Source organism: Burkholderia territorii (assembly GCF_001718335.1).
GTDB lineage: Bacteria > Pseudomonadota > Gammaproteobacteria > Burkholderiales > Burkholderiaceae > Burkholderia > Burkholderia territorii.
Genome location: NZ_CP013365.1, coordinates 1,252,151 through 1,270,671, shown reverse-complemented (window position 1 = coordinate 1,270,671; position 18,521 = coordinate 1,252,151). Strand labels below are relative to the sequence as shown.

The following is an 18,521-nucleotide window of genomic DNA, read 5'->3' as shown; positions in this document are numbered from 1 at the left end:
CCTGTCACCTCCGCGCGCCCTTGACCGCCGCTGCCGGCCGTGCGACGCCGCGCGCCGGTAGCGGCGTCGACATCACGATCGACGTGCGTGTTTCGCCGTACAGGTTGATGCGCTCGATCAGTTGCTCGAGGTGCGCCATGCTGACCGCGACGAACCGCATCACGTAGGAATCGGCGCCGGTCACGTGATGGCACTCGACCACTTCGGGAATCGTTTCCAGCAGCTTCAGGAATTTCGCCTTCGCCGGTTGCGGCACCGTGATGCCGATCAGCGCGCTCACCGGGTAGCCGGCGGCGGCCGGATTGACGCGCGCCGTGTAGCCGTCGATCACGTCTGCCGATTCGAGACGCTTCACGCGTTCGGTCACCGCCGGTATCGACAGGTGAACCTGGCGCGCCAGATCCGTGTAGCTGATGCGGCCGTTGGCCTGCAGCAGCGCGAGTATCTTCCAGTCGAGTTCGTCCATCGCGGCGGAGTTTTTAAGGTGAGGGGCCTATTTTTCCTTAAAAACCGTCTTCAGCGGCGACCGGACTTTCCCTACGATGCGGTTCATGTCATTGCACGTCGCGAGGAGCCGGCCATGCTGTTCATCAAGTCCGTCGTGATGGGATTGTCGATCGCGGTGCCGGTCGGCCCGATCGGCATGCTCTGCATCCAGCGCAGCCTGAGCCACGGCTTTCGCGCAGGATTCGCGACGGGCATCGGCGCCGCGTGCGCCGATGCGATCTACGGGCTGCTCGGCGCGCTGGGCGTCGCCGGCATCGTCACCGCATTTCCGATGCTGACCGTCGCACTGAAAATCGTCGGCGGCGCATTCCTCATCTGGCTGGCCTGGTCCATCGCGCGGCAGGCACCGGCCGCGCCGGCCGCAGTGCACGACGCGCCGCGCGCGAGCGTGCTGCGCGATTTCCTGACGACCTTCGGCCTCACGCTGTCGAACCCGATGACGATCCTGTCGTTCGTCGGGATCTTCGCGGCGCTCGGCCCGCTGTCGGGCGCGCACGAAGGCACGGCGGGGCCAACCGTGGCATCGATGGTGGTGGGCGTGTTCGCCGGATCCGCGACGTGGTGGCTGTGCCTGAGCAGCGCGACCGCCGCATTGCGCACAAAGATGCCTCTACCGCTCATGCACGGCCTGTCGCGCGGATCGGCGGTCGTGATCGCGGTGTTCGGCGCGATCCAGCTGATCGCGGGCATGCGCGGCGTCGCAGGGGCGTGACGCAAACCACGCCGTCGTCGCACCGCGCACCCCACTCAGAACGTATAGCTGACCTTGCCGAACGCGGTGCGGCCGAGCGTGTTGTAGCCGTACGCCGTCATGTACTGGCGGTCGAACAGGTTCGACAGCGTCGCCGACACCGTCAGGTGCGAATTGATCCTGTACGACGCGCGCAGGTTCACGGTCAGGTACGACGGCAGATACGTCGTGTTGGCCGGGTCGTCGAACGTCGTGCCGCCGTAGTTCAGCGACGCGCCCGTGCTCAGCGCATGCAGGTTGAACTCGTCCCACGTGTGGTCGACGTTGACGCTGACCGTCTGGCGAGGCCGGCGGTTGAGCCAGCTGTCGTTGGTTTCGTCCTGCGGATTCAGGAAACCGACCGCGATGCTCACCGGTGTATACCGGCCGATCGTGCCCTTGTACGACAGGTCGATGCCGCGGATATGCGAGCGGCCGATGTTCATCGGCGAGCGCGTCGCGGGGTTGTACGCGATCAGGTTGCTGATGCGCGTGTCGTAGATCGCGGCGCTGAACGTGCCGTACGCCGTGTTCGCGTCGAGCGCGGCTTCGACCGAATCGCTGCGTTCCGGGTTCAGGTCCGGATTGCCGTAGCCCGGGTAGTACAGGTCGTTGAACGACGGCAGGCGGAACGCGTTGCCGTACGACACGCGCGCCGTATAGACGGGCGTGATGGCCCATGACAGCGCGGCATTGCCGGTGTTCACGGCTTTTCCGGCGATGATCTCGTGCCGCCCGGCGACGAACAGCGTCACGCTGCCGAGTGTCGCCGACTGGTGCAGCGAGAACGCGGAGTCGTTGCGCGTGGGCACGCCGTCGGGCACGTCGACCGGCAGGAATGCCTGTTCGCGCGTGAAGTCGTACGCGAGCTTCGTTTCGCCCGACAGCGGCAGGCCGAACAACCGGAAGCCATGCTCCTGATGGGTCAGCGACGTCGACGTGCTGATGCGCTGCGAGTTGATCTGGTCGGTCGGGATGGTCGGATCGCCGGCATACAGGAACTGGCGATCGTTCGCATAACCGAACGACTGGTCGAATTGCGTGTCGGGCGTGATGTCGAGATGGAACGCGATGCCGGTCGTCAGCTGATGATCGAGCTCGCGATTCGCAAAGCCTGCGTTGTCGAAGGAAAGATCGGAACGGTGATACAGCGCGAACGTCGAGATCGACCAGTTGTCGCGCGCGTAGCCGAGCCGCGCATCGAGGTCCTGTGCGTGATACGGATTGCGTCCGGCCTCGTGCCCGTACGCGAACGGCCGCGTCGCATCGATGCCGGCCGTGTTGTAGTCGTGCAGGCCGAGCGTGTAGGTGAGGCCGCCGAGTGCGGCGAGCGGCCCGGTCGACGGCACGGTGCCCGACGTGCGCACCTGCGTGTCGAAGGTCTTGTTCGTGCCGCCGCCGAACGACGCGGTGGTCTGGTTCGGCTGGCCCGCGGCGCGGCGCGTGAACAGCTGCACGACGCCGCCCATCGCGTTCGCGCCGAACGATGCGGCGGCCGGCCCCGAGATCACTTCGACGCGTTCGAACGCGTCGGTCGGCAGGTCGGCCCACGGCGCGATGCCGGTCGTCGGCGAGCCGATCCGGATGCCGTCGATGAACACCGCGACCTGGTTGGCGGACGAACCGCGGATGCTGACCGACGCGGACGAGCCGGGGCCGCCGTTCTGCGAGACGGTCACGCCCGGCAGCGTCGCGAGCGCCTGCGTGATGCTTGGGTCGCTCGGCGACAGCCGGTCGAGATCGGCGCGCGTGAGCACCTGCGTGGTCGCATAACGCTGGTCGAACGATTCGGGCAGGTGCCGCGTGTCGGTCACGCTGATCGTCGGCAGGTCGGCGGCTTCGGCGGGCCGGGGCGATTGCGCGGGCGCCGTGTCGCCGGCGGCATGGGCGAGCGGGGCGAACAGCGCCGTGGCGGCGGACGTGGCGAGAAGGTGGCGAAGATTCATGAGGCAATGAGCGTGATCGTGTTGCAGGGACGGCAAGCGTAAGCGTGTGGCGGTGCGTACCGCCGCGGTTCGTGTCGGTCTATCGCGAGGCGAGACGGCGTGGGCGGTCGTCGGGCGGGCCGGAGCACACGGCAACGCACGCGCGTGCAGGCACGCCGCGCCGATGGCCGGCGCGACGGCACGACGCTTCCGGTAAGGAAGCGCAGATGAAAAGTCTGGACATCTGAAGGGTCCTGAGGTCGGGCCGTCCATGCAACGGGGCGACCGCGAAAGGCGGCGCCTGGCGCTCCGGGACACCCCGCCCGGCGCGGCTGCTTGGACCTCGGGTCGATGGCAGGTCTCCTGGCTCGCGGGTCGCTATTCGCACCGGCCTTCCCGGTTTCCCAGTGGCGTGGGGGAGTGCGAATTCGCCGCTCACAGTTGCGGGGGCAGCCGCAGATTCGAGGCGCTGCCTCTCCTGCGTTCCCTTTTGATCCCGTGTCCGGGAACCATCAGCGCGCAAGCGTAATGGCGAGCACTCCGCTGCGTCAATTGGCGAAGCACGCAGGGATGCGAAAAAACGTCAGTGCGCGGCGGATTCGTCCCGAATTCCGTCTCGCGAGACCTCGGCATCGCGTTACGTCAGACGAAACGGAAAGATGAGGAAGGCGGCCACGTTGGCGTGACCGCCGAACGCTTCGTCCGGGGGCGTACTGCGCGAGCTCCACTCGAATGTGCGGCGCGCGTGCTCGATCTCGTTCAAATGGGCGACGCGAAAGCCCGGCTCGTGCTGCATGTTGCGGATATCGCGGGCTGACGCGAAGCGGCCCGCGCACGACATTCTGTCGGCGCTCGCGGTGCGGCCGCCCCGGGCGGCCGGCACCCTTGAATCCCGCATTCGCGCATCCGCGCATCGACCAGACAGGACACTGACATGACGACCCAGATTCGCTTCGACGGCGGTACCGCCGTGATTACCGGCGCGGCCAGCGGCATCGGCAGCGGGCTTGCGCGCCACGCGGCCGCGCTCGGCATGCGCGTGGTGCTGGCCGATCTCGACCCGGCGAAGCTCGACGCGTTCGCCGCGACGCTCGACACCGACGTGCTGTGCGTGCCGACCGACGTCAGCCGCCCCGAGGCCGTCGACGCACTGGCCGACGCCGCGTGGCAACGCTTCGGCGGCGTCGACCTCCTGTTCAACAACGCGGGCGTGATGACCACCGGCTTCAGCTGGGAAATCACGCCGGAGCGGTTCGAGCGCAGTTTCGCGATCAACGTGCACGGTGTGATGAACGGGCTCCGCAGCTTCGTGCCGCGCATGCTCGAGCGCAACGTGCCGGCGCGCATCGTCAATACCGCGTCGGTCGGCGGATTCCTGCCGAGCCCGCTGATGTCGCCTTACTCGGCGACGAAATTCGCGGTGGTCGCGCTGACCGAATCTCTTTACGGCGAACTGAAGATGCTCGGCGCGCCGGTCGGCGTGTCGCTGCTTGCGCCGGGGCCGGTGCAGACGGGCATTTTCAACGACCCGTTCGGCGCCGCGCACGAGCGGCCGGAGGTGCGGGGCTTCGTCGAGACGATGCGCGCGATGTTGAACGCGCACGGCCTCACGCCCGACGCATTTGCAGCGCGGGCGTTCGACGGCATTCGCGACGGGCGTTACTGGCTGATTCCGCAGCCGCAGGCGATCGACGGCGCGCTGCAGCGGCGCACCGCAGACATCCTCGCCGCGCGCGACCCGTCGCTGCCGTCGTTGTAATGAGATGACGCGGGCCGGCCGCCCGACGCGGCCGGCTCACGTGCCGGGTTACATATGCATGCCGGCGTGCGTGCGGCCGTTCGGGTCGCCGCCGCGATCGGGCGGCGTATTGTTCTGATCGATCTTCGCGAGCACGAAGCCCGCATGCGGCAGGGCGGGCGAACGGGGGACGGCCTGCGCGACCGGGTCGCGCGGCGAAATGGTGGAAAAACCGGATGACGTCGCGCCCGGTTGCGCGAACGCCGTGACGGATGCGGCCGCGACGGCGGCGGCGACGATCGCGTGCGTGTTCATGGCGACTCCTTCTTCACGACAGACTGCGAAATCACGCATTCAGTCTAGGGCGCGAAACTTAACGCGACGTGAAGGAGCGGCGGCGCGCGGATGACAGGATGTTCATACGGCCATCCGCGCGCCGCAACGCATCACGCGGAGGCGGCGATCAGCGCGCAGAAGTTCTCGAGATCGACGTTGCCGCCGCTGATCACGATGCCGACACGCTTGCCTTTCAGTTCGTCCTTCATCCGGCGCGCGGCCGCGAGCGACAGGCAACCGGTCGGTTCGACGACAATCTTCATACGCGTCGCGAAAAAGCGCATGCAGTCGACGAGTTCCGCGTCGGTCGCGGTCAGGATGTCGTCGACGTCGCGGCGCAGGATCGGGAACGTCAGGTTGCCGAGATGCTGCGTCTGCGCGCCGTCGGCGATCGTGCGCGGCGTGTCGATATGGACGATCGAACCGGACCGGAACGATTGCTGCCCGTCGTTGCCGGCTTCCGGTTCGACGCCGTACAGCTTCGCGTGCGGCGACAGCGCGCGCGTCGCGAGTGCCGTGCCCGACAACAGGCCGCCGCCGCCGAGCGGCGTGAACACGGCGTCAAGCGGCCCGACTTCGTCGAACAGTTCCTTCGCCGCCGTGCCCTGGCCCGCGATCACGTCCGCGTGGTCGTACGGCGGCACCAGCGTGAGCCCGTGCTTCTCGGCGAGCGCGCGGCCGATCTGCTCGCGGTCCTCGGTATAGCGATCGTAGGTCACGACGTTGTCGCCGTAGCCGCGCGTCGCGGCCATCTTCGCGGCCGGCGCATCCTGCGGCATCACGATCGTCGCCGGGATGCCGAGGATGCGCGCCGACAGCGCGATCGCCTGCGCGTGGTTGCCCGACGAGAATGCGACGACGCCGTGACGGCGTTGCGTCGCGTCGAAGCGCGACAGCGCGTTGAACGCGCCGCGGAACTTGAACGCGCCCATGCGCTGCAGGTTCTCGCACTTGAAGAACACCTGCGCGCCGAGCGCTTCGTCGATCGTTCGCGACGTCATCACGGGCGTGCGGTGCGCGTGGCCGTCGAGTCGTGCCGCGGCGGCCGCGACGTCGTCGTAGGTGGGGAGGGTCGGTGTGTTCATGAGTCGCTCGTCGGAAGAGTCGGTCAAAAGGTTGGCGGGGCGCGCGACGGGCACGTGGCCTCACGCATCATTTCGCATCGTTGTATACAGTGGCGCGCGACACGCCGAGGTGCTGCGACACGATTTCCATCGCGCGGCGCACCTCGAGAAAGCCGTCGGCCTTCAGCATCTGCATCAGTTCGCGACGCTGTTCGGTCTTCAGTTCGCGCGGCGTGGTCGCAAGGCGTGTCGCGAACGCGTCGATGCGCTGCCGGATCGCATCCGCGCCGGCCGGGTCGAGCGTTTCGGCCACGGGCGCACCTTCGGTGCTGCAGAACTGGTTCAGCATGCCCTGGAAACCGCGAAACAGCGTGACATCGGCGTTCAGGCACAGCGCGGCCACATAGCGGCCGCTCGAATCCTTGATGCCGATCGACGTGCTTTTCGCGGTGCGGCCGTCGGCGAAGCGGTTCGCGTAGTTCGCGAGCACCTGCGGGAAGTCGTCGTCCTCGATGCGGGCGAGCCCGAGTTCGGTCGCCGGATCGCCGATCGCGCGGCCCGACAGGTTGTTGTGGATCGCGAGGATCGCGTGCTCCGGCGTGCGCAGGTCGTGCACGACGACTTCGGTGAATGGCGCGAACATCGCGCCGAGCCCTTCGGCGATGCGCAGCACCTGCTCGATCAGCGATGCCTGCTCCGACAGTGGCCTGGCGTGGGGCGTGGTCATGTGCTGGCCTCGGGCGCGGGTGAGTCGACCGTCTGCGGCCGCGTGATGTCGGCCAGCAGCGGGCGGGCGATTCGCACGTAGTCGGATGCGTCGAGCACGACCGAGCGATCGAGGCGGCCCGCGTTGAACGCGATTTCATCGTTGAGTTCGATCAGCGCGGGGTCGACGACGAGCGTCACGTTCGAGTCGAACACGAACGGCGGCACGGCGCCCATCACGCAGCGCGTGACGGTGGCGGCAAGTTCAGGTGGCGCGAGCGTTGCCTTGCGGCGGCCGAGCGCATCGGCGACCTTGCGGAAATCGATCTTCAGATGTCCGGGGATGACCGCAAGTGCGGTGGCGTCGCCGCCGTCCTTGAACGTGCAGAGCATCGCCTTCGCGCCCTGCTCGGGACGCGTGCCGCGAATCGCGGCGATCACGTCGGATTTGCCTTCGGCCGGGTGGTCCAGCACGCGGAACCGCGCGCCGGCGGTGGTCAGCAGCTCGCACAGCGCGTCGAAAACGGGATAGTCGCTCATGTCGATCCGGGCAGGAGGGCGCGCATCGTGGTACGCGGGGACGCCGCGCTTGCGCATCGGCATCGATGAATTGTCCAAGTATAGACGTTTTGTCATGCGCGTGGCGCGGGTTCGGCGCATGCACCGCCTGATCGGGATTGCCACCAACTGCCGAAAGGCCATTTCATATTGCGGCATGCGCGCGAAATTCCCGTCACGGCCCCGTCCCGCCGCTTGAAAACCTGTTTTGCATCGCAAAACGCGCCGCTTATCTCATTGAAAAACAAGCGGAATTTATATCTTATGTCTTATATAAGACTTCGACGAAAACGGATCGGGCGGCGTTACCATTGAGTCCATGCAGTTCGCTTCGTCACACGAAGCGGGCACGCTGAACCCTTTACTCAAATGCGCTTCGTTCCCAGGAGATTGACATGTCCCAATATCAAGACGACATCAAGGCAGTGGCTGGCTTGAAGGAAAACCACGGCAGCGCGTGGAATGCCATCAATCCCGAGTATGCCGCCCGCATGCGTGCCCAGAACAAGTTCAAGACGGGCCTCGACATCGCGAAGTACACCGCGAAGATCATGCGCGCCGACATGGCCGCGTACGATGCCGATCCGTCCAAGTACACGCAGTCGCTGGGCTGCTGGCACGGTTTCATCGGCCAGCAGAAGATGATCTCCATCAAGAAGCACTTCAACAGCACCGAACGCCGTTACCTGTACCTGTCGGGCTGGATGGTCGCCGCGCTGCGCTCGGAGTTCGGCCCGCTGCCGGACCAGTCGATGCACGAAAAGACGTCGGTCAGCGCGCTGATCCGCGAGCTGTACACGTTCCTGCGCCAGGCCGACGCGCGTGAGCTGGGCGGCCTGTTCCGCGAACTGGATGCCGCGAAGGACCCGGCTGCCAAGGCCGCGATCCAGGAAAAGATCGACAACCACGTGACGCACGTCGTGCCGATCATCGCCGACATCGACGCCGGCTTCGGCAACGCGGAAGCAACGTACCTGCTGGCCAAGCAATTCATCGAAGCGGGCGCGTGCTGTATCCAGATCGAGAACCAGGTGTCCGACGAGAAGCAGTGCGGCCACCAGGACGGCAAGGTCACCGTGCCGCACGAAGACTTCCTCGCGAAGATCCGCGCGATCCGCTACGCATTCCTCGAACTGGGCGTGGACGACGGCATCATCGTCGCGCGCACCGATTCGCTGGGCGCCGGCCTCACCAAGCAGATCGCCGTCACCAACCAGCCGGGCGACCTGGGCGACCAGTACAACTCGTTCCTCGATTGCGAGGAACTGTCGGCCGACCAGCTGGGCAACGGTGACGTCGTCATCAAGCGCGACGGCAAGCTGCTGCGTCCGAAGCGCCTGCCGAGCAACCTGTTCCAGTTCCGCGCCGGCACGGGCGAAGCGCGTTGCGTGCTCGACTGCATCACGTCGCTGCAGAACGGCGCCGACCTGCTGTGGATCGAAACCGAAAAGCCGCACATCGCGCAGATCGGCGGCATGGTCAAGGAAATCCGCAAGGTGATCCCGAACGCGAAGCTGGTGTACAACAACAGCCCGTCGTTCAACTGGACGCTCAACTTCCGTCAGCAGGCGTACGACGCGATGAAGGAAGCAGGCAAGGACGTGTCGGCATACGACCGTGCACAGCTGATGAGCGTCGAGTACGACGAGACCGAACTGGCCAAGCTCGCCGACGAGAAGATCCGCACGTTCCAGGCCGATGCGTCGCGTGAAGCAGGCATCTTCCACCACCTGATCACGCTGCCGACGTACCACACGGCCGCACTGTCGACCGACAACCTCGCGAAGGAATACTTCGGCGAACAGGGCATGCTCGGCTACGTGGCCGGCGTGCAGCGCAAGGAAATCCGTCAGGGCATCGCGTGCGTCAAGCACCAGAACATGTCCGGCTCGGATATCGGCGACGACCACAAGGAATACTTCAGCGGCGAAGCCGCGCTGAAGGCGGCGGGCAAGGACAACACGATGAACCAGTTCTCGTAATCGTCACACCCGCGGCACGACGCCAACCCGTTCATCGCGGGTTGGCGTTTTTTTTATCCGCGCACGGCCTTCACGACGTACTGGCTCGTCGGCACCACGTCGATCTTGTCGAAATCGATGAAGCGTGCGCAACTGTCCATCATCTCCGCGACGTTGCGCTGGAATTTCCCGTCGTCGCCGACCGCATCGAAGAACGCATGCGGATCGGTCATTGCGGCCGCCGGGAAGCATTCCTCGACGATCGCGTCGTAGCCGGGCGCCGCATGCGTGAGCGCGCGCACGACCACGTTCTGCACGTACAGGAAGTTGTCCTGCGTCTCGATCGCGACGCGCGTGTGGTGGCCGTGCCATACGTCGAGCCACGCTTCGTGCGTGAGACGCGGCGGGCGCTTCAGGAACGCGAGCTGAGAGAAGCCGGTCGTGCGCTCGCCGGGCCGCGCCGGAAAGCGCGTGTTCGGAATCGGCTGCGACTCGGTGACGAGGTACGCGGCCATATGCGGGACGATCGAACGCACCGCGTCGTCGAACGGCTGGCGGAACATCGGGTTCGCGCTGTCGAGCCACACCGCGACGATCCCGTCGATGCCCGGGTGCGTGTTGGTCTGCTTCAGGCCGGCGGCCGGCGCGACGTCGGCGTCGGCGACGTTGACCTGCACGCCGTGCGCGCCCAGCGACAACAGCTTGTCGGCGAGCTGCGCGCGCACGCTGCGGCTCCATTGCTCGGGCGCGGCCTGCGCGTCGCGCCACAACACGTAAATGACTTTCTCCATTGCTCCGGCTCCAAAGGGAATGACGAGGTCGGCGGCGCTGCCGCCGGGTTTCAGGAAGCGTTGACGGCCGAGTCGTTCGCACCCGGTGCGTCGGATGCGCCGGGTGCGAAGCGGTTGGCGGTCAGCGTGCACGACGGCGGAATCGGCGACGTGACGGTTTCGAACAGGCGCTCGTGACGCGTCGCGTGAATGCGCCACACGCCGTCGCGCTTCACGTACTGGTCGTCGTAGAACGCGGTGCCGTGCAGCAGGTAGTTGTCCTCCAGATTGATCGCGTGATCCTCGAGAAACCACACGCCGCACGCATGATCGGCGGATACCAGCGTGAGCTCGGGGTGGTGGCCGTGATGCATCGTCAGGAAGGTCGGCTTGCCGATCAGTTCGCGCAGGCTCGACACGAACGCGTCGCGCCCGTCGTACGCATAGCGGCCGCCGTACAGGCGCGCCTCGCAATCCTCGGTCAGGCACTGCGCGAGCAGCGACCAGTCGTGCGTGTCGATCGCGCGGAAATACCGGTACTTCAGCTGGCAGATCTGCTCGTACTCGTGGAGCGTGCGGGTCGTCTCGTCCATCGCCGTGTCTCGTGGTGGTGTCGTCGGATGGTAGGAACGAAGCCGCCCGTGTCACATCGTCTGATCGGATGAACGCCGCGGACTGCACTCGATTGCGTGCGATATGTGGCATCGAGGTTCATCCAAACAGGTGATGGCCGGCTTCCCGTGCGCCTGTAACGTGGCGTCGACGCGGTTTCGATCCGCGCACACGACACCAAGGAGACGGCATGACCCCGATCGAACGAATGGAAGCGCGCGTGCGCAGGCTCGAGGACGCCGACGCGATCCGCCGCCTGAAGGCGCGCTACTTCACGTGCTGCGACCGGAAGGACCCCGAAGGGATGCGCGAGTGCTTCGCGCCCGGCGCCGTGCATATCGACTACGGACGCATCGGCACGTTCGACCACCGCGACGCGCTCGTCGACGTGTTCGAGCGGCTCGGCTGCCACCCGCACATCGTCGAGATGCACCACGGCGTGAATCCCGATATCACCGTGCTCGACGACACGCATGCGCGCGGCACGTGGGGCCTGCATTACCAGATGCTCGATACCAATGCACGCACGCTCACGCAGCTCGGCGCGACCTACGACGACGAATACCGGAAGGTCGACGGCGAATGGAAGATTGCGGCCACGCGCTGCGTCGTCACGTCGACGTTGTCGGCCCGCTACGACGGCGACGCGCCGGGCGTGCTGTTCGCCGGCACGCAGCCGCCTGTAGCGTGACGACGCGCGCGATCCACGCAGGTTGATGACATTCCCCAGGAGACATCGAACATGGCACAGAACCACGAGGCCCCGGTCGCCGTCGTGACGGGCGCGTCGCGCGGCGCGGGCAAGGGCATCGCGCGCGCGCTCGGCGCGGCCGGCATGACCGTCTACGTGACGGGCCGCTCGCAGCACGAAGGCGACGCGCCGCTGCCCGGCACGATCCACGAAACCGCGCGCGAGATCGATTCGCTGGGCGGACGCGGGATCGCCGTCGCATGCGACCACGCGGACGACGCACAGGTGAAGGCGCTGTTCGAGCGCGTCGAACGCGACAGCGGGCGGCTCGACATCCTCGTCAACAACGCGACGTATCTGCACGACCAGCTGATCCTGCCGGGCCCGTTCTGGGAGAAGTCGCTCGATCTCGTGAACATCCTCGACGTCGGGCTGCGCTCCGCGTACGTCGCGAGCTGGCACGCCGCGCCGCTGATGGCGAGGCGCCGCAGCGGGCTGATCGCGTTCACGTCGTCGTTCGGCGCGAGCTGCTACATGCACGGCGCCGCGTACGGCGCGCAGAAATCGGGCGTCGACAAGTTCGCGAAGGACATGGCCGTCGACCTGAAGCCGTTCGACGTCGCCGCCGTGTCGATCTGGATGGGTCCGCTGCGCACCGAACGCACGACGCGCGTGTGGGACGAGCATCCGGATCTCTACAAGGAATTCTCGCTCGTCGCCGAAAGCCCGGAATTCACCGGCCGCGTGATTCAGGCGATCCATGCCGATCCGCAACGCATGGCGCTGTCGGGGCAGGTGCTGGTCGGTGCGGAAGCCGCGTTGCGGTACGGCATCGCGGATCTCGACGGCAAGCAGCCGCCGTCGTATCGCGAGTTGCTCGGCGGGCCCGTGCAGGCACATCCGGCAATCGTCGCGTAAGGAGCGCAGATGGGCATTCTCGAAGGCAAGGTCGCGCTCGTCACGGGTGCGGGGCAGGGCGTCGGGCAAGGCGTTGCACACGCGCTCGCGGCGGAAGGCGCGCAAGTGGCCGTGGTCGGCCGTACGCGCGACAAGCTGGTCGCGACCTGCGATGCGATTCGTGCACGCGGCGGCGTCGCGGAACCGTTCGTATGCGACGTGATGGATGCCGCGCAGATCGCGCGGTGCGTCGATGCGGTCGTCGAGCGGTTTCGCGGCGTGCAGATCCTGATCAACAACGCGCAGGTCGTGCCGCTCGGCCGCCTGCTCGACGTGACCGACGCGGATTTTCTCGCGGGCCTCGAGTCGGGGCCGATCGCGACGCTGCGCATGATGCGCGCGTGTCATCCGCATCTGAAGGGCGATGGCGTGATCGTCAATTTCGCGTCGTCGGCCGCGGTGCGCTGGGATACGTCGGGCTACGGCGCGTACGCGGCGACCAAGGAAGCGATTCGCGCGCTCACGCGCGCGGCGGCATGCGAATGGGGGGCCGACGGCATTCGCGTGAACGCGGTCGCACCGCATGCGCTGTCGCCGGGGCTGAAGGGCTGGGTCGACGCTAACCCGGACGAAGCAGCCGCGTTCTTCCGCACGATCCCGCTCGGCCGCGTCGGCGACTGCGAGCACGACATCGGGCGCGCGATCGTGTTCCTCGCGAGCCGCGACGCCGGATACCTGACGGGGGCGACGCTGCCGCTCGATGGCGGGCAGGCGTACTGGGGCTGACGGCGAACGCGCCGCACATTAACGGCCGGCCGCTCGCGCGTGGCAACGCGCCGAGGCCGGCAAACCGGAATCGGAAAGCATCGAGGAGAAAACGACATGGGTCGACTGGAAGGAAAGGTGGCGATCGTCACGGGCGGCGCGCGCGGGATGGGCGCCGCAACATGCAGGCTGTTCGTCGAGGAAGGCGCGCGCGTCGTGATCGGCGACGTGCTCGACGCGGAGGGCGAGGCGCTTGCGCGCGAGCTCGGCGACGCCGCACGCTTCATGCGGCTGGACGTGAGCGACGAAGCGAACTGGGCGCGCGTTGCCGATGCGACCGTCGAGCAGTTCGGCCGCATCGACGTGCTCGTGAACAATGCGGCCGTGCTGACGTTCGGCGCGATCACCGAATTGTCGAAACGCGATTTCGAGCGTGCGGTATCGATCAATTTGGTTGGCACGTTCGTCGGCATCCGCACGATCGCACCGCGCATGATCGCGCAGAAGCGTGGGTCGATCGTCAATATCTCGTCGGTGGACGGGCTGCGCGGCGTGAACGCGCTGGCCGCCTACGTATCGAGCAAATGGGGCGTGCGCGGGTTGACGAAGGTGGCGGCGCTCGAACTCGGCCACCAGGGCGTGCGCGTGAATTCGATCCATCCCGGCGGCGTCAATACTGCGATGTCGAACCCGACCGGCGCGCCGCTCGACGAGGTCAACAAGCACTACACGCACGTGCCGCTGCAGCGCGTCGGCTTGCCTGACGAAATCTCGCGGGCGACGCTGTTTCTCGCGAGCGACGAAGCGTCGTACTGCAACGGTGCCGAACTGTCCGTCGACGGCGGGATGGCCGCGGGCGCGTATTACCCCGGATTGCCGGGCGCGCCGTTTTGAGCGGTACCGCACACAACGCATCCGTGACGGATGTTTGTGTGCGCAACCTAATTCAGGGTTTGCCTGAGTAGCGCAAAAACGAATTCGCGCCGCGACCGTTCGCGTGCATCGCAGGCGAACGTGTCGCGCGTTTTTTTCCGTTTTCGCGAGACCCTTGCAGGGCGGACGTTCCAGCCGTTTCGTCCCCAAAGCGCACGCGCCGACGCAGTAAAAAAGACCTGCTGGCAAGCAGCATGCCGGCGCGTCGTGACAATTGTTTCTTGTTGCAACGCAACGCCCGCCCAATAACGGCGATGGTATGCTGGCCGGCATGGAGTTGTACGGCAGGTTGCTTGCATGGCGAAACTCGCGTTCGCACACTCATACGAGACATCACATTCTCTCGCCCGCATCGCGGCATCGATACGCGCTCCGCTCGCGTGTCCCGCCTTGCGCGTCGCTGCATCCTGCGCTCCGACCACATTCCCCATCTCGCGGGTTCGTCCCGCATCCGCCATCCCCGCCCAATAGTCTGGAGACATTCTCATGTCGCAACCCAATCTGGCCGAAGCGACGCACGGCCCGCTGATCGCTCCCCCGGCATTCGTCAAGCATCGCAAACTGATCGACTGGGTGTCGCAAATCGCGGCGCTCACCGAGCCCGAGCGCGTCGTCTGGTGCGACGGCTCGCAGGAAGAAAACGACGCGCTGTGCCAGGCGATGGTCGACCAGGGCACGCTCAAGCGCCTGAACCCGGCGAAGCGCCCGAACTCGTATCTCGCGCAGTCCGATCCGTCGGACGTCGCGCGCGTCGAGGATCGCACCTTCATCTGTACCGAATCGCCCGACGACGTCGGCCCGACCAACAACTGGATCGCGCCGGAAGAAATGCGCGAGACGCTCAACGGCCTGTTTCGCGGTTCGATGCGCGGCCGCACGCTGTACGTCGTGCCGTTCTCGATGGGCCCGCTGGGCTCGCCGATCGCGCACGTCGGCGTCGAGCTGTCCGACAGCCCGTACGTGGCCGTGAACATGCGGATCATGACGCGCATGGGCCGCGAGGTCTACGACGTGCTCGGCGAGGACGGCGAATTCGTGCCGTGCGTGCACAGCGTCGGCCATCCGCTCGAAGCAGGGCAACAGGACGTGCCGTGGCCGTGCAACCCGGTCAAGTACATCGTGCACTTCCCCGATACGCGCGAGATCTGGAGCTTCGGCTCAGGCTACGGCGGCAACGCGCTGCTCGGCAAGAAATGCTTTGCGCTGCGCATCGCGTCGACGATGGGCCGCGATCAGGGCTGGCTCGCCGAACACATGCTGATCCTCGGCGTGACGTCGCCGGCCGGCAAGAAGTATCACGTCGCGGCGGCGTTCCCGTCCGCGTGCGGCAAGACCAACTTCGCGATGCTGATCCCGCCGCAGGGTTTCGACGGCTGGAAGGTCACGACGATCGGTGACGACATCGCATGGCTGAAGCCCGGCCGCGACGGGCGCCTGTATGCGATCAACCCGGAGGCCGGCTTCTTCGGCGTCGCGCCGGGCACGGGCGTGAAGACCAACCCGAACGCGATCGCGACGCTGAAGGAAAACGTGATCTTCACGAATGTCGCGCTGACGGAAGACGGCGACGTATGGTGGGAAGGCCTGACCGACACACCGCCCGCGAAGCTGACCGACTGGCAGGGCAACCCGTGGACGCCGGAGATCGGCAAGGAAACCGGTCGCAAGGCCGCGCATCCGAATTCGCGCTTCACGGCACCGGCATCGCAATGCCCGTCGATCGACGCGGACTGGGAGAACCCGGCCGGCGTGCCGATCGACGCGTTCATCTTCGGCGGCCGCCGCTCGACCACCGTGCCGCTCGTGACCGAGGCGCGCGACTGGATCGAGGGCGTGTACATGGCCGCGACGATGGGCTCGGAGACGACCGCCGCCGCAGCCGGCCAGCAGGGCGTCGTGCGCCGCGACCCGTTCGCGATGCTGCCGTTCTGCGGCTACAACATGAGCGATTATTTCGCGCACTGGCTGAAGCTCGGCCAGCAGCTCGAACGCACGGGCGCGACGCTGCCGAAGATCTACTGCGTGAACTGGTTCCGCAAGGACGCGAACGGCAAGTTCGTGTGGCCGGGCTTCGGCGAGAACATGCGCGTGCTGAAGTGGATGCTCGATCGTCTCGAGGGTCAGGGCGGTGGCGGCGAACATGCGTTCGGCGTGTCGCCGGCCTACGAAGACCTGCACTGGGACGGGCTCGACTTCACGCGCGAGCAGTTCGATGCGGTGACGTCAATGAACGCCGACGAATGGCGTGACGAACTGAAGCTGCATGCGGCGCTGTTCGACACGCTGAAGCTGCGTCTGCCGACCGAGCTGACCGACACGATGAAGAAGATCGAACAGCGCATCGGCGGCTGACGATTCGAGTCAACGTGACCTGGTAACGACGTGGTGGCAAGAACGTCCCGCCGCCGGCAAGCATCGCCGGCGGCGGGACGTTCTTGTTTCTGCTTCGTTTCAGCGTTGTGCGTGCCGCGCCGGCCGTGCGCTTACGCGCCGCACTGCGCGACCACCTCGTTCACCGCGCGCTGCACGTCGCCGCGCCGGTAGCGCAGCAGCGCGATATCGGCCGGATCGGGTTCGTACGACACGACGTTGCCGCGCCCCGTATAGATCGCGATATCGGGCAGCAGCGGATGCTCCTGATCGAGCGACGGCACCGGCTGCGGATTGCCGGCCGCGCGGAAGAAGGCCGCGAAATAGTCGGCGAAGCTCAGGTTCTCGTCGCCGACGAGATATGCCTTGCCCGATTCGCCGCGTTGCAGCGCGCCCCAGATCGCTTCAGACAGCGATAGCGTCGAGATGAAGTTGCTGCCGCCGGCCGGCCCGTACACCGGCAGGCCGGCGAGCTTGCCCTGCGCATAGCCCGTGTACGCGGCGAACATCTCGTTGTGCAGCCCCGGCACCGACCCGACGACGAACGGCGCATTGACGCTGCACACCGCGAACGACGGCGACGCGAGCGCGCGCACGCGTTCGTCGGCGAGATGGCGCGAGCGCACGTACGGCACCGTGTCGACGAGCGCCGGCGCGACCTGCGGATAGAAGCTGCCGACCAGCACCGCGCGCTTCACGCCCGCGTCGCGCGCGAGCGCGAAGAAGCGCGGCACCGCGTCGACGTTCGCGCGTTCCCAGTGCGCGGCTTCGTCGGTGCCCGGCGGCAGGTGGCGGATGTCGTTGCCCGCCGCGAACACGATCGCGTCGAACGGTGCGAGCTCGTCGCGCGTGAAGTTGCCGGCCACGTAATCGCGCAGCAGCACGTCGAACTGTGCGAGCGCGCTGCCCGGCGCGGGCGGCTTGCGCGCGGCGAGCGTCACGTCGTTGCCTTGCGCGTGCAGATGCAGCGCCGCGTGGCCGCCGATGAGGCCGGTGCCGCCGATGATCAGGATCTTCATGATGTCTCCGAGGGCGGCGCAGGCGCGCCGCATGAATTGAACCGACGATTGAACGGATGAAGCCGCGCGCGGCGTCGTTCAGAAGTTGAAGCCGTTACCCGTGACGACCGGCATGTTGGTCCAGAAGCCGTTCGGGTCCCGATACCAGCCGGCCGCCGCGAGCGCGCCGCCGTCCACATGCAGCGTCGTGCCGGTGATCCACGCGGCGAGCGGGCTCGCGAGGAACAGCGCGGCACCCGCGATGTCGCCGGCCGCTCCGAAGCGCCCGAGCGGAATCCAGCGCGGGATGTGCGCGCGATGCTCGGCCGCGACCATCGCGCTCACGGGCACCTGCGGCGTCTCGGTGGTCTCCGGCGCGATCTGGTTTACGCGGATGCCGGCCGGCCCGAGTTCGAGCGCGAGGCTTTTCGTGAAACCGGTCAGCGCGGCCTTGAATGACGCATAGACGGTGCAGTTCGGAATCGCGCGAAAGCCCTCGATCGACGACACGCCGACGATGCTGCCGCCCGCGCCGCGCTTGCGCAGCAACGGCAGCAACGCGCGCGTGACGACGAACACCTGGCGCAGGTTCACGTCGAACAGGCGCGCGATGTCGTCGTCGGTATGGTCGTCGAACGGCTTGGCGATCTGCAGGAAATCGCCGACGTTGTTGACGAGCACGTCGAGGCCGCCGAAGCGTGCGTCGATCGTCCGCGCGAATGCATCGACCTCGTCGCGGCGCGTGACGTCGACGGTACCGACGAGCGCGTCGACACCCGCGGCTTCGAGCGCCTGACGCACGTCCTGCGCGCGGGCGGGATCGCGCTCGGCCACCGCGACGCGCGCGCCTGCCGCCCCGAACGCTTCCGCGCACGCGCGGCCGATGCCCGCGCCGCCGCCGGTGACAAGCACCGTCTTGCCGGCAAATGAAATCATCACGACACTCCTTCGAACGGGAAAG

The 18,521-nt window shown here is 66.8% G+C and carries 19 protein-coding genes and 1 riboswitch; of the genes, 8 read left to right on the top strand and 11 right to left on the bottom strand.

Annotated features, from left to right (window positions below; all coding sequences use genetic code 11):
• Positions 1–4: 4 nt before the first annotated feature.
• On the bottom strand, positions 5–466 hold the full coding sequence (locus tag WS51_RS05625) for an Lrp/AsnC family transcriptional regulator (protein ID WP_069228745.1): 462 nt from the start codon (positions 464–466) through the stop codon (positions 5–7).
• A gap of 114 nt (positions 467–580) precedes the next feature.
• Between WS51_RS05625 and WS51_RS05620 the strand changes: the two genes are divergently transcribed.
• The gene (locus tag WS51_RS05620) at positions 581–1,219 is read left to right on the top strand and encodes a LysE family translocator (RefSeq protein ID WP_069228744.1); all 639 of its coding nucleotides are present in this window, start codon (positions 581–583) and stop codon (positions 1,217–1,219) included.
• A gap of 35 nt (positions 1,220–1,254) precedes the next feature.
• Here the strand turns inward: WS51_RS05620 and WS51_RS05615 are convergent, their stop codons facing one another.
• Entirely contained in the window at positions 1,255–3,183 is a 1,929-nt protein-coding gene (locus WS51_RS05615) for a TonB-dependent receptor domain-containing protein (RefSeq protein ID WP_059800474.1), read from the bottom strand.
• Between the two features lie 315 nt (positions 3,184–3,498).
• Positions 3,499–3,691, bottom strand: a riboswitch (cobalamin riboswitch).
• A 108-nt stretch (positions 3,692–3,799) separates the two neighbouring features.
• Positions 3,800–4,045, bottom strand: a complete 246-nt coding sequence (locus tag WS51_RS31935; RefSeq protein WP_155773565.1) for a hypothetical protein — start codon at positions 4,043–4,045, stop codon at positions 3,800–3,802.
• Positions 4,046–4,096: 51 nt separating this feature from the next.
• On the opposite strand from WS51_RS31935, the gene WS51_RS05610 reads away from it, so the two are divergent.
• Complete coding sequence (locus tag WS51_RS05610) at positions 4,097–4,921, top strand: SDR family NAD(P)-dependent oxidoreductase (protein WP_059944399.1); 825 nt, start codon at positions 4,097–4,099, stop codon at positions 4,919–4,921.
• Between the two features lie 48 nt (positions 4,922–4,969).
• Here WS51_RS05610 and WS51_RS05605 read toward each other — a convergent pair whose 3' ends face one another.
• The 4 genes from WS51_RS05605 to WS51_RS05590 all read right to left on the bottom strand — a co-directional run bounded on the left by WS51_RS05605 (position 4,970) and on the right by WS51_RS05590 (position 7,545).
• Positions 4,970–5,215 carry a hypothetical protein gene (locus WS51_RS05605; RefSeq protein WP_059507473.1) on the bottom strand — a complete coding sequence of 82 codons (246 nt, stop codon included), beginning with the start codon at positions 5,213–5,215 and terminating at the stop codon, positions 4,970–4,972.
• Between the two features lie 131 nt (positions 5,216–5,346).
• Positions 5,347–6,321, bottom strand: a complete 975-nt coding sequence (locus WS51_RS05600) for a threo-3-hydroxy-L-aspartate ammonia-lyase (protein WP_069228743.1) — start codon at positions 6,319–6,321, stop codon at positions 5,347–5,349.
• 67 nt (positions 6,322–6,388) lie between these two features.
• The gene (locus WS51_RS05595) at positions 6,389–7,027 is read right to left on the bottom strand and encodes a helix-turn-helix transcriptional regulator (RefSeq protein ID WP_059773840.1); all 639 of its coding nucleotides are present in this window, start codon (positions 7,025–7,027) and stop codon (positions 6,389–6,391) included.
• Entirely contained in the window at positions 7,024–7,545 is a 522-nt protein-coding gene (locus tag WS51_RS05590; RefSeq protein WP_069229134.1) for a YbaK/prolyl-tRNA synthetase associated domain-containing protein, read from the bottom strand. Before WS51_RS05590 ends, WS51_RS05595 begins: the two co-directional genes overlap by 4 nt.
• Before the next feature lie 413 nt (positions 7,546–7,958).
• Here WS51_RS05590 and WS51_RS05585 point away from each other — a divergent pair, with 413 nt between their 5' ends.
• Positions 7,959–9,545 carry an isocitrate lyase gene (locus tag WS51_RS05585; protein WP_059450356.1) on the top strand — a complete coding sequence of 529 codons (1,587 nt, stop codon included), beginning with the start codon at positions 7,959–7,961 and terminating at the stop codon, positions 9,543–9,545.
• 53 nt (positions 9,546–9,598) lie between these two features.
• Here the strand turns inward: WS51_RS05585 and WS51_RS05580 are convergent, their stop codons facing one another.
• Positions 9,599–10,315, bottom strand: a complete 717-nt coding sequence (locus WS51_RS05580) for an EthD domain-containing protein (protein ID WP_059450355.1) — start codon at positions 10,313–10,315, stop codon at positions 9,599–9,601.
• A gap of 50 nt (positions 10,316–10,365) precedes the next feature.
• Positions 10,366–10,887, bottom strand: a complete 522-nt coding sequence (locus WS51_RS05575) for a nuclear transport factor 2 family protein (protein WP_069228742.1) — start codon at positions 10,885–10,887, stop codon at positions 10,366–10,368.
• Positions 10,888–11,096: 209 nt separating this feature from the next.
• Here WS51_RS05575 and WS51_RS05570 point away from each other — a divergent pair, with 209 nt between their 5' ends.
• The 5 genes from WS51_RS05570 (at position 11,097) to WS51_RS05550 (ending at position 16,544) form a co-directional block, all read left to right on the top strand.
• On the top strand, positions 11,097–11,597 hold the full coding sequence (locus WS51_RS05570; RefSeq protein WP_059450353.1) for a nuclear transport factor 2 family protein: 501 nt from the start codon (positions 11,097–11,099) through the stop codon (positions 11,595–11,597).
• Positions 11,598–11,648: 51 nt separating this feature from the next.
• Positions 11,649–12,515 (top strand): SDR family NAD(P)-dependent oxidoreductase, encoded by an 867-nt coding sequence (locus WS51_RS05565; protein ID WP_059541333.1) that lies wholly within the window; start codon positions 11,649–11,651, stop codon positions 12,513–12,515.
• 9 nt (positions 12,516–12,524) lie between these two features.
• Positions 12,525–13,280: an SDR family NAD(P)-dependent oxidoreductase gene (locus tag WS51_RS05560; RefSeq protein ID WP_059507467.1), complete on the top strand. Its 756-nt coding sequence runs from the start codon at positions 12,525–12,527 to the stop codon at positions 13,278–13,280.
• A gap of 96 nt (positions 13,281–13,376) precedes the next feature.
• Positions 13,377–14,153: a glucose 1-dehydrogenase gene (locus tag WS51_RS05555; RefSeq protein ID WP_060024373.1), complete on the top strand. Its 777-nt coding sequence runs from the start codon at positions 13,377–13,379 to the stop codon at positions 14,151–14,153.
• Between the two features lie 525 nt (positions 14,154–14,678).
• Complete coding sequence (locus tag WS51_RS05550) at positions 14,679–16,544, top strand: phosphoenolpyruvate carboxykinase (GTP) (protein WP_069228741.1); 1,866 nt, start codon at positions 14,679–14,681, stop codon at positions 16,542–16,544.
• A 131-nt stretch (positions 16,545–16,675) separates the two neighbouring features.
• Here the strand turns inward: WS51_RS05550 and WS51_RS05545 are convergent, their stop codons facing one another.
• Together WS51_RS05545 and WS51_RS05540 are read right to left on the bottom strand one after the other, a co-directional pair.
• Positions 16,676–17,581, bottom strand: a complete 906-nt coding sequence (locus WS51_RS05545; protein ID WP_060339925.1) for an NAD-dependent epimerase/dehydratase family protein — start codon at positions 17,579–17,581, stop codon at positions 16,676–16,678.
• Between the two features lie 78 nt (positions 17,582–17,659).
• Positions 17,660–18,496 carry an SDR family NAD(P)-dependent oxidoreductase gene (locus tag WS51_RS05540; protein ID WP_059845821.1) on the bottom strand — a complete coding sequence of 279 codons (837 nt, stop codon included), beginning with the start codon at positions 18,494–18,496 and terminating at the stop codon, positions 17,660–17,662.
• Between the last annotated feature and the right edge of the window lie 25 nt (positions 18,497–18,521).

Excerpts from the sequence above, each read along its gene's own strand:
- WS51_RS05600 (WP_069228743.1), bottom strand. The coding sequence starts at position 6,321 with ATGAACACACCGACCCTCCCCACCTACGACGACGTCGCGGCCGCCGCG.
- WS51_RS05540 (WP_059845821.1), bottom strand. The coding sequence starts at position 18,496 with ATGATTTCATTTGCCGGCAAGACGGTGCTTGTCACCGGCGGCGGCGCG.
- WS51_RS05580 (WP_059450355.1), bottom strand. The coding sequence starts at position 10,315 with ATGGAGAAAGTCATTTACGTGTTGTGGCGCGACGCGCAGGCCGCGCCC.
- WS51_RS05585 (WP_059450356.1), top strand. The coding sequence starts at position 7,959 with ATGTCCCAATATCAAGACGACATCAAGGCAGTGGCTGGCTTGAAGGAA.
- WS51_RS05570 (WP_059450353.1), top strand. The coding sequence starts at position 11,097 with ATGACCCCGATCGAACGAATGGAAGCGCGCGTGCGCAGGCTCGAGGAC.
- WS51_RS05545 (WP_060339925.1), bottom strand. The coding sequence starts at position 17,581 with ATGAAGATCCTGATCATCGGCGGCACCGGCCTCATCGGCGGCCACGCG.
- WS51_RS05605 (WP_059507473.1), bottom strand. The coding sequence starts at position 5,215 with ATGAACACGCACGCGATCGTCGCCGCCGCCGTCGCGGCCGCATCCGTC.
- WS51_RS05565 (WP_059541333.1), top strand. The coding sequence starts at position 11,649 with ATGGCACAGAACCACGAGGCCCCGGTCGCCGTCGTGACGGGCGCGTCG.
- WS51_RS05560 (WP_059507467.1), top strand. The coding sequence starts at position 12,525 with ATGGGCATTCTCGAAGGCAAGGTCGCGCTCGTCACGGGTGCGGGGCAG.
- WS51_RS05610 (WP_059944399.1), top strand. The coding sequence starts at position 4,097 with ATGACGACCCAGATTCGCTTCGACGGCGGTACCGCCGTGATTACCGGC.
- WS51_RS05575 (WP_069228742.1), bottom strand. The coding sequence starts at position 10,887 with ATGGACGAGACGACCCGCACGCTCCACGAGTACGAGCAGATCTGCCAG.
- WS51_RS05625 (WP_069228745.1), bottom strand. The coding sequence starts at position 466 with ATGGACGAACTCGACTGGAAGATACTCGCGCTGCTGCAGGCCAACGGC.
- WS51_RS05555 (WP_060024373.1), top strand. The coding sequence starts at position 13,377 with ATGGGTCGACTGGAAGGAAAGGTGGCGATCGTCACGGGCGGCGCGCGC.
- WS51_RS05615 (WP_059800474.1), bottom strand. The coding sequence starts at position 3,183 with ATGAATCTTCGCCACCTTCTCGCCACGTCCGCCGCCACGGCGCTGTTC.
- WS51_RS05595 (WP_059773840.1), bottom strand. The coding sequence starts at position 7,027 with ATGACCACGCCCCACGCCAGGCCACTGTCGGAGCAGGCATCGCTGATC.
- WS51_RS05550 (WP_069228741.1), top strand. The coding sequence starts at position 14,679 with ATGTCGCAACCCAATCTGGCCGAAGCGACGCACGGCCCGCTGATCGCT.
- WS51_RS05620 (WP_069228744.1), top strand. The coding sequence starts at position 581 with ATGCTGTTCATCAAGTCCGTCGTGATGGGATTGTCGATCGCGGTGCCG.
- WS51_RS05590 (WP_069229134.1), bottom strand. The coding sequence starts at position 7,545 with ATGAGCGACTATCCCGTTTTCGACGCGCTGTGCGAGCTGCTGACCACC.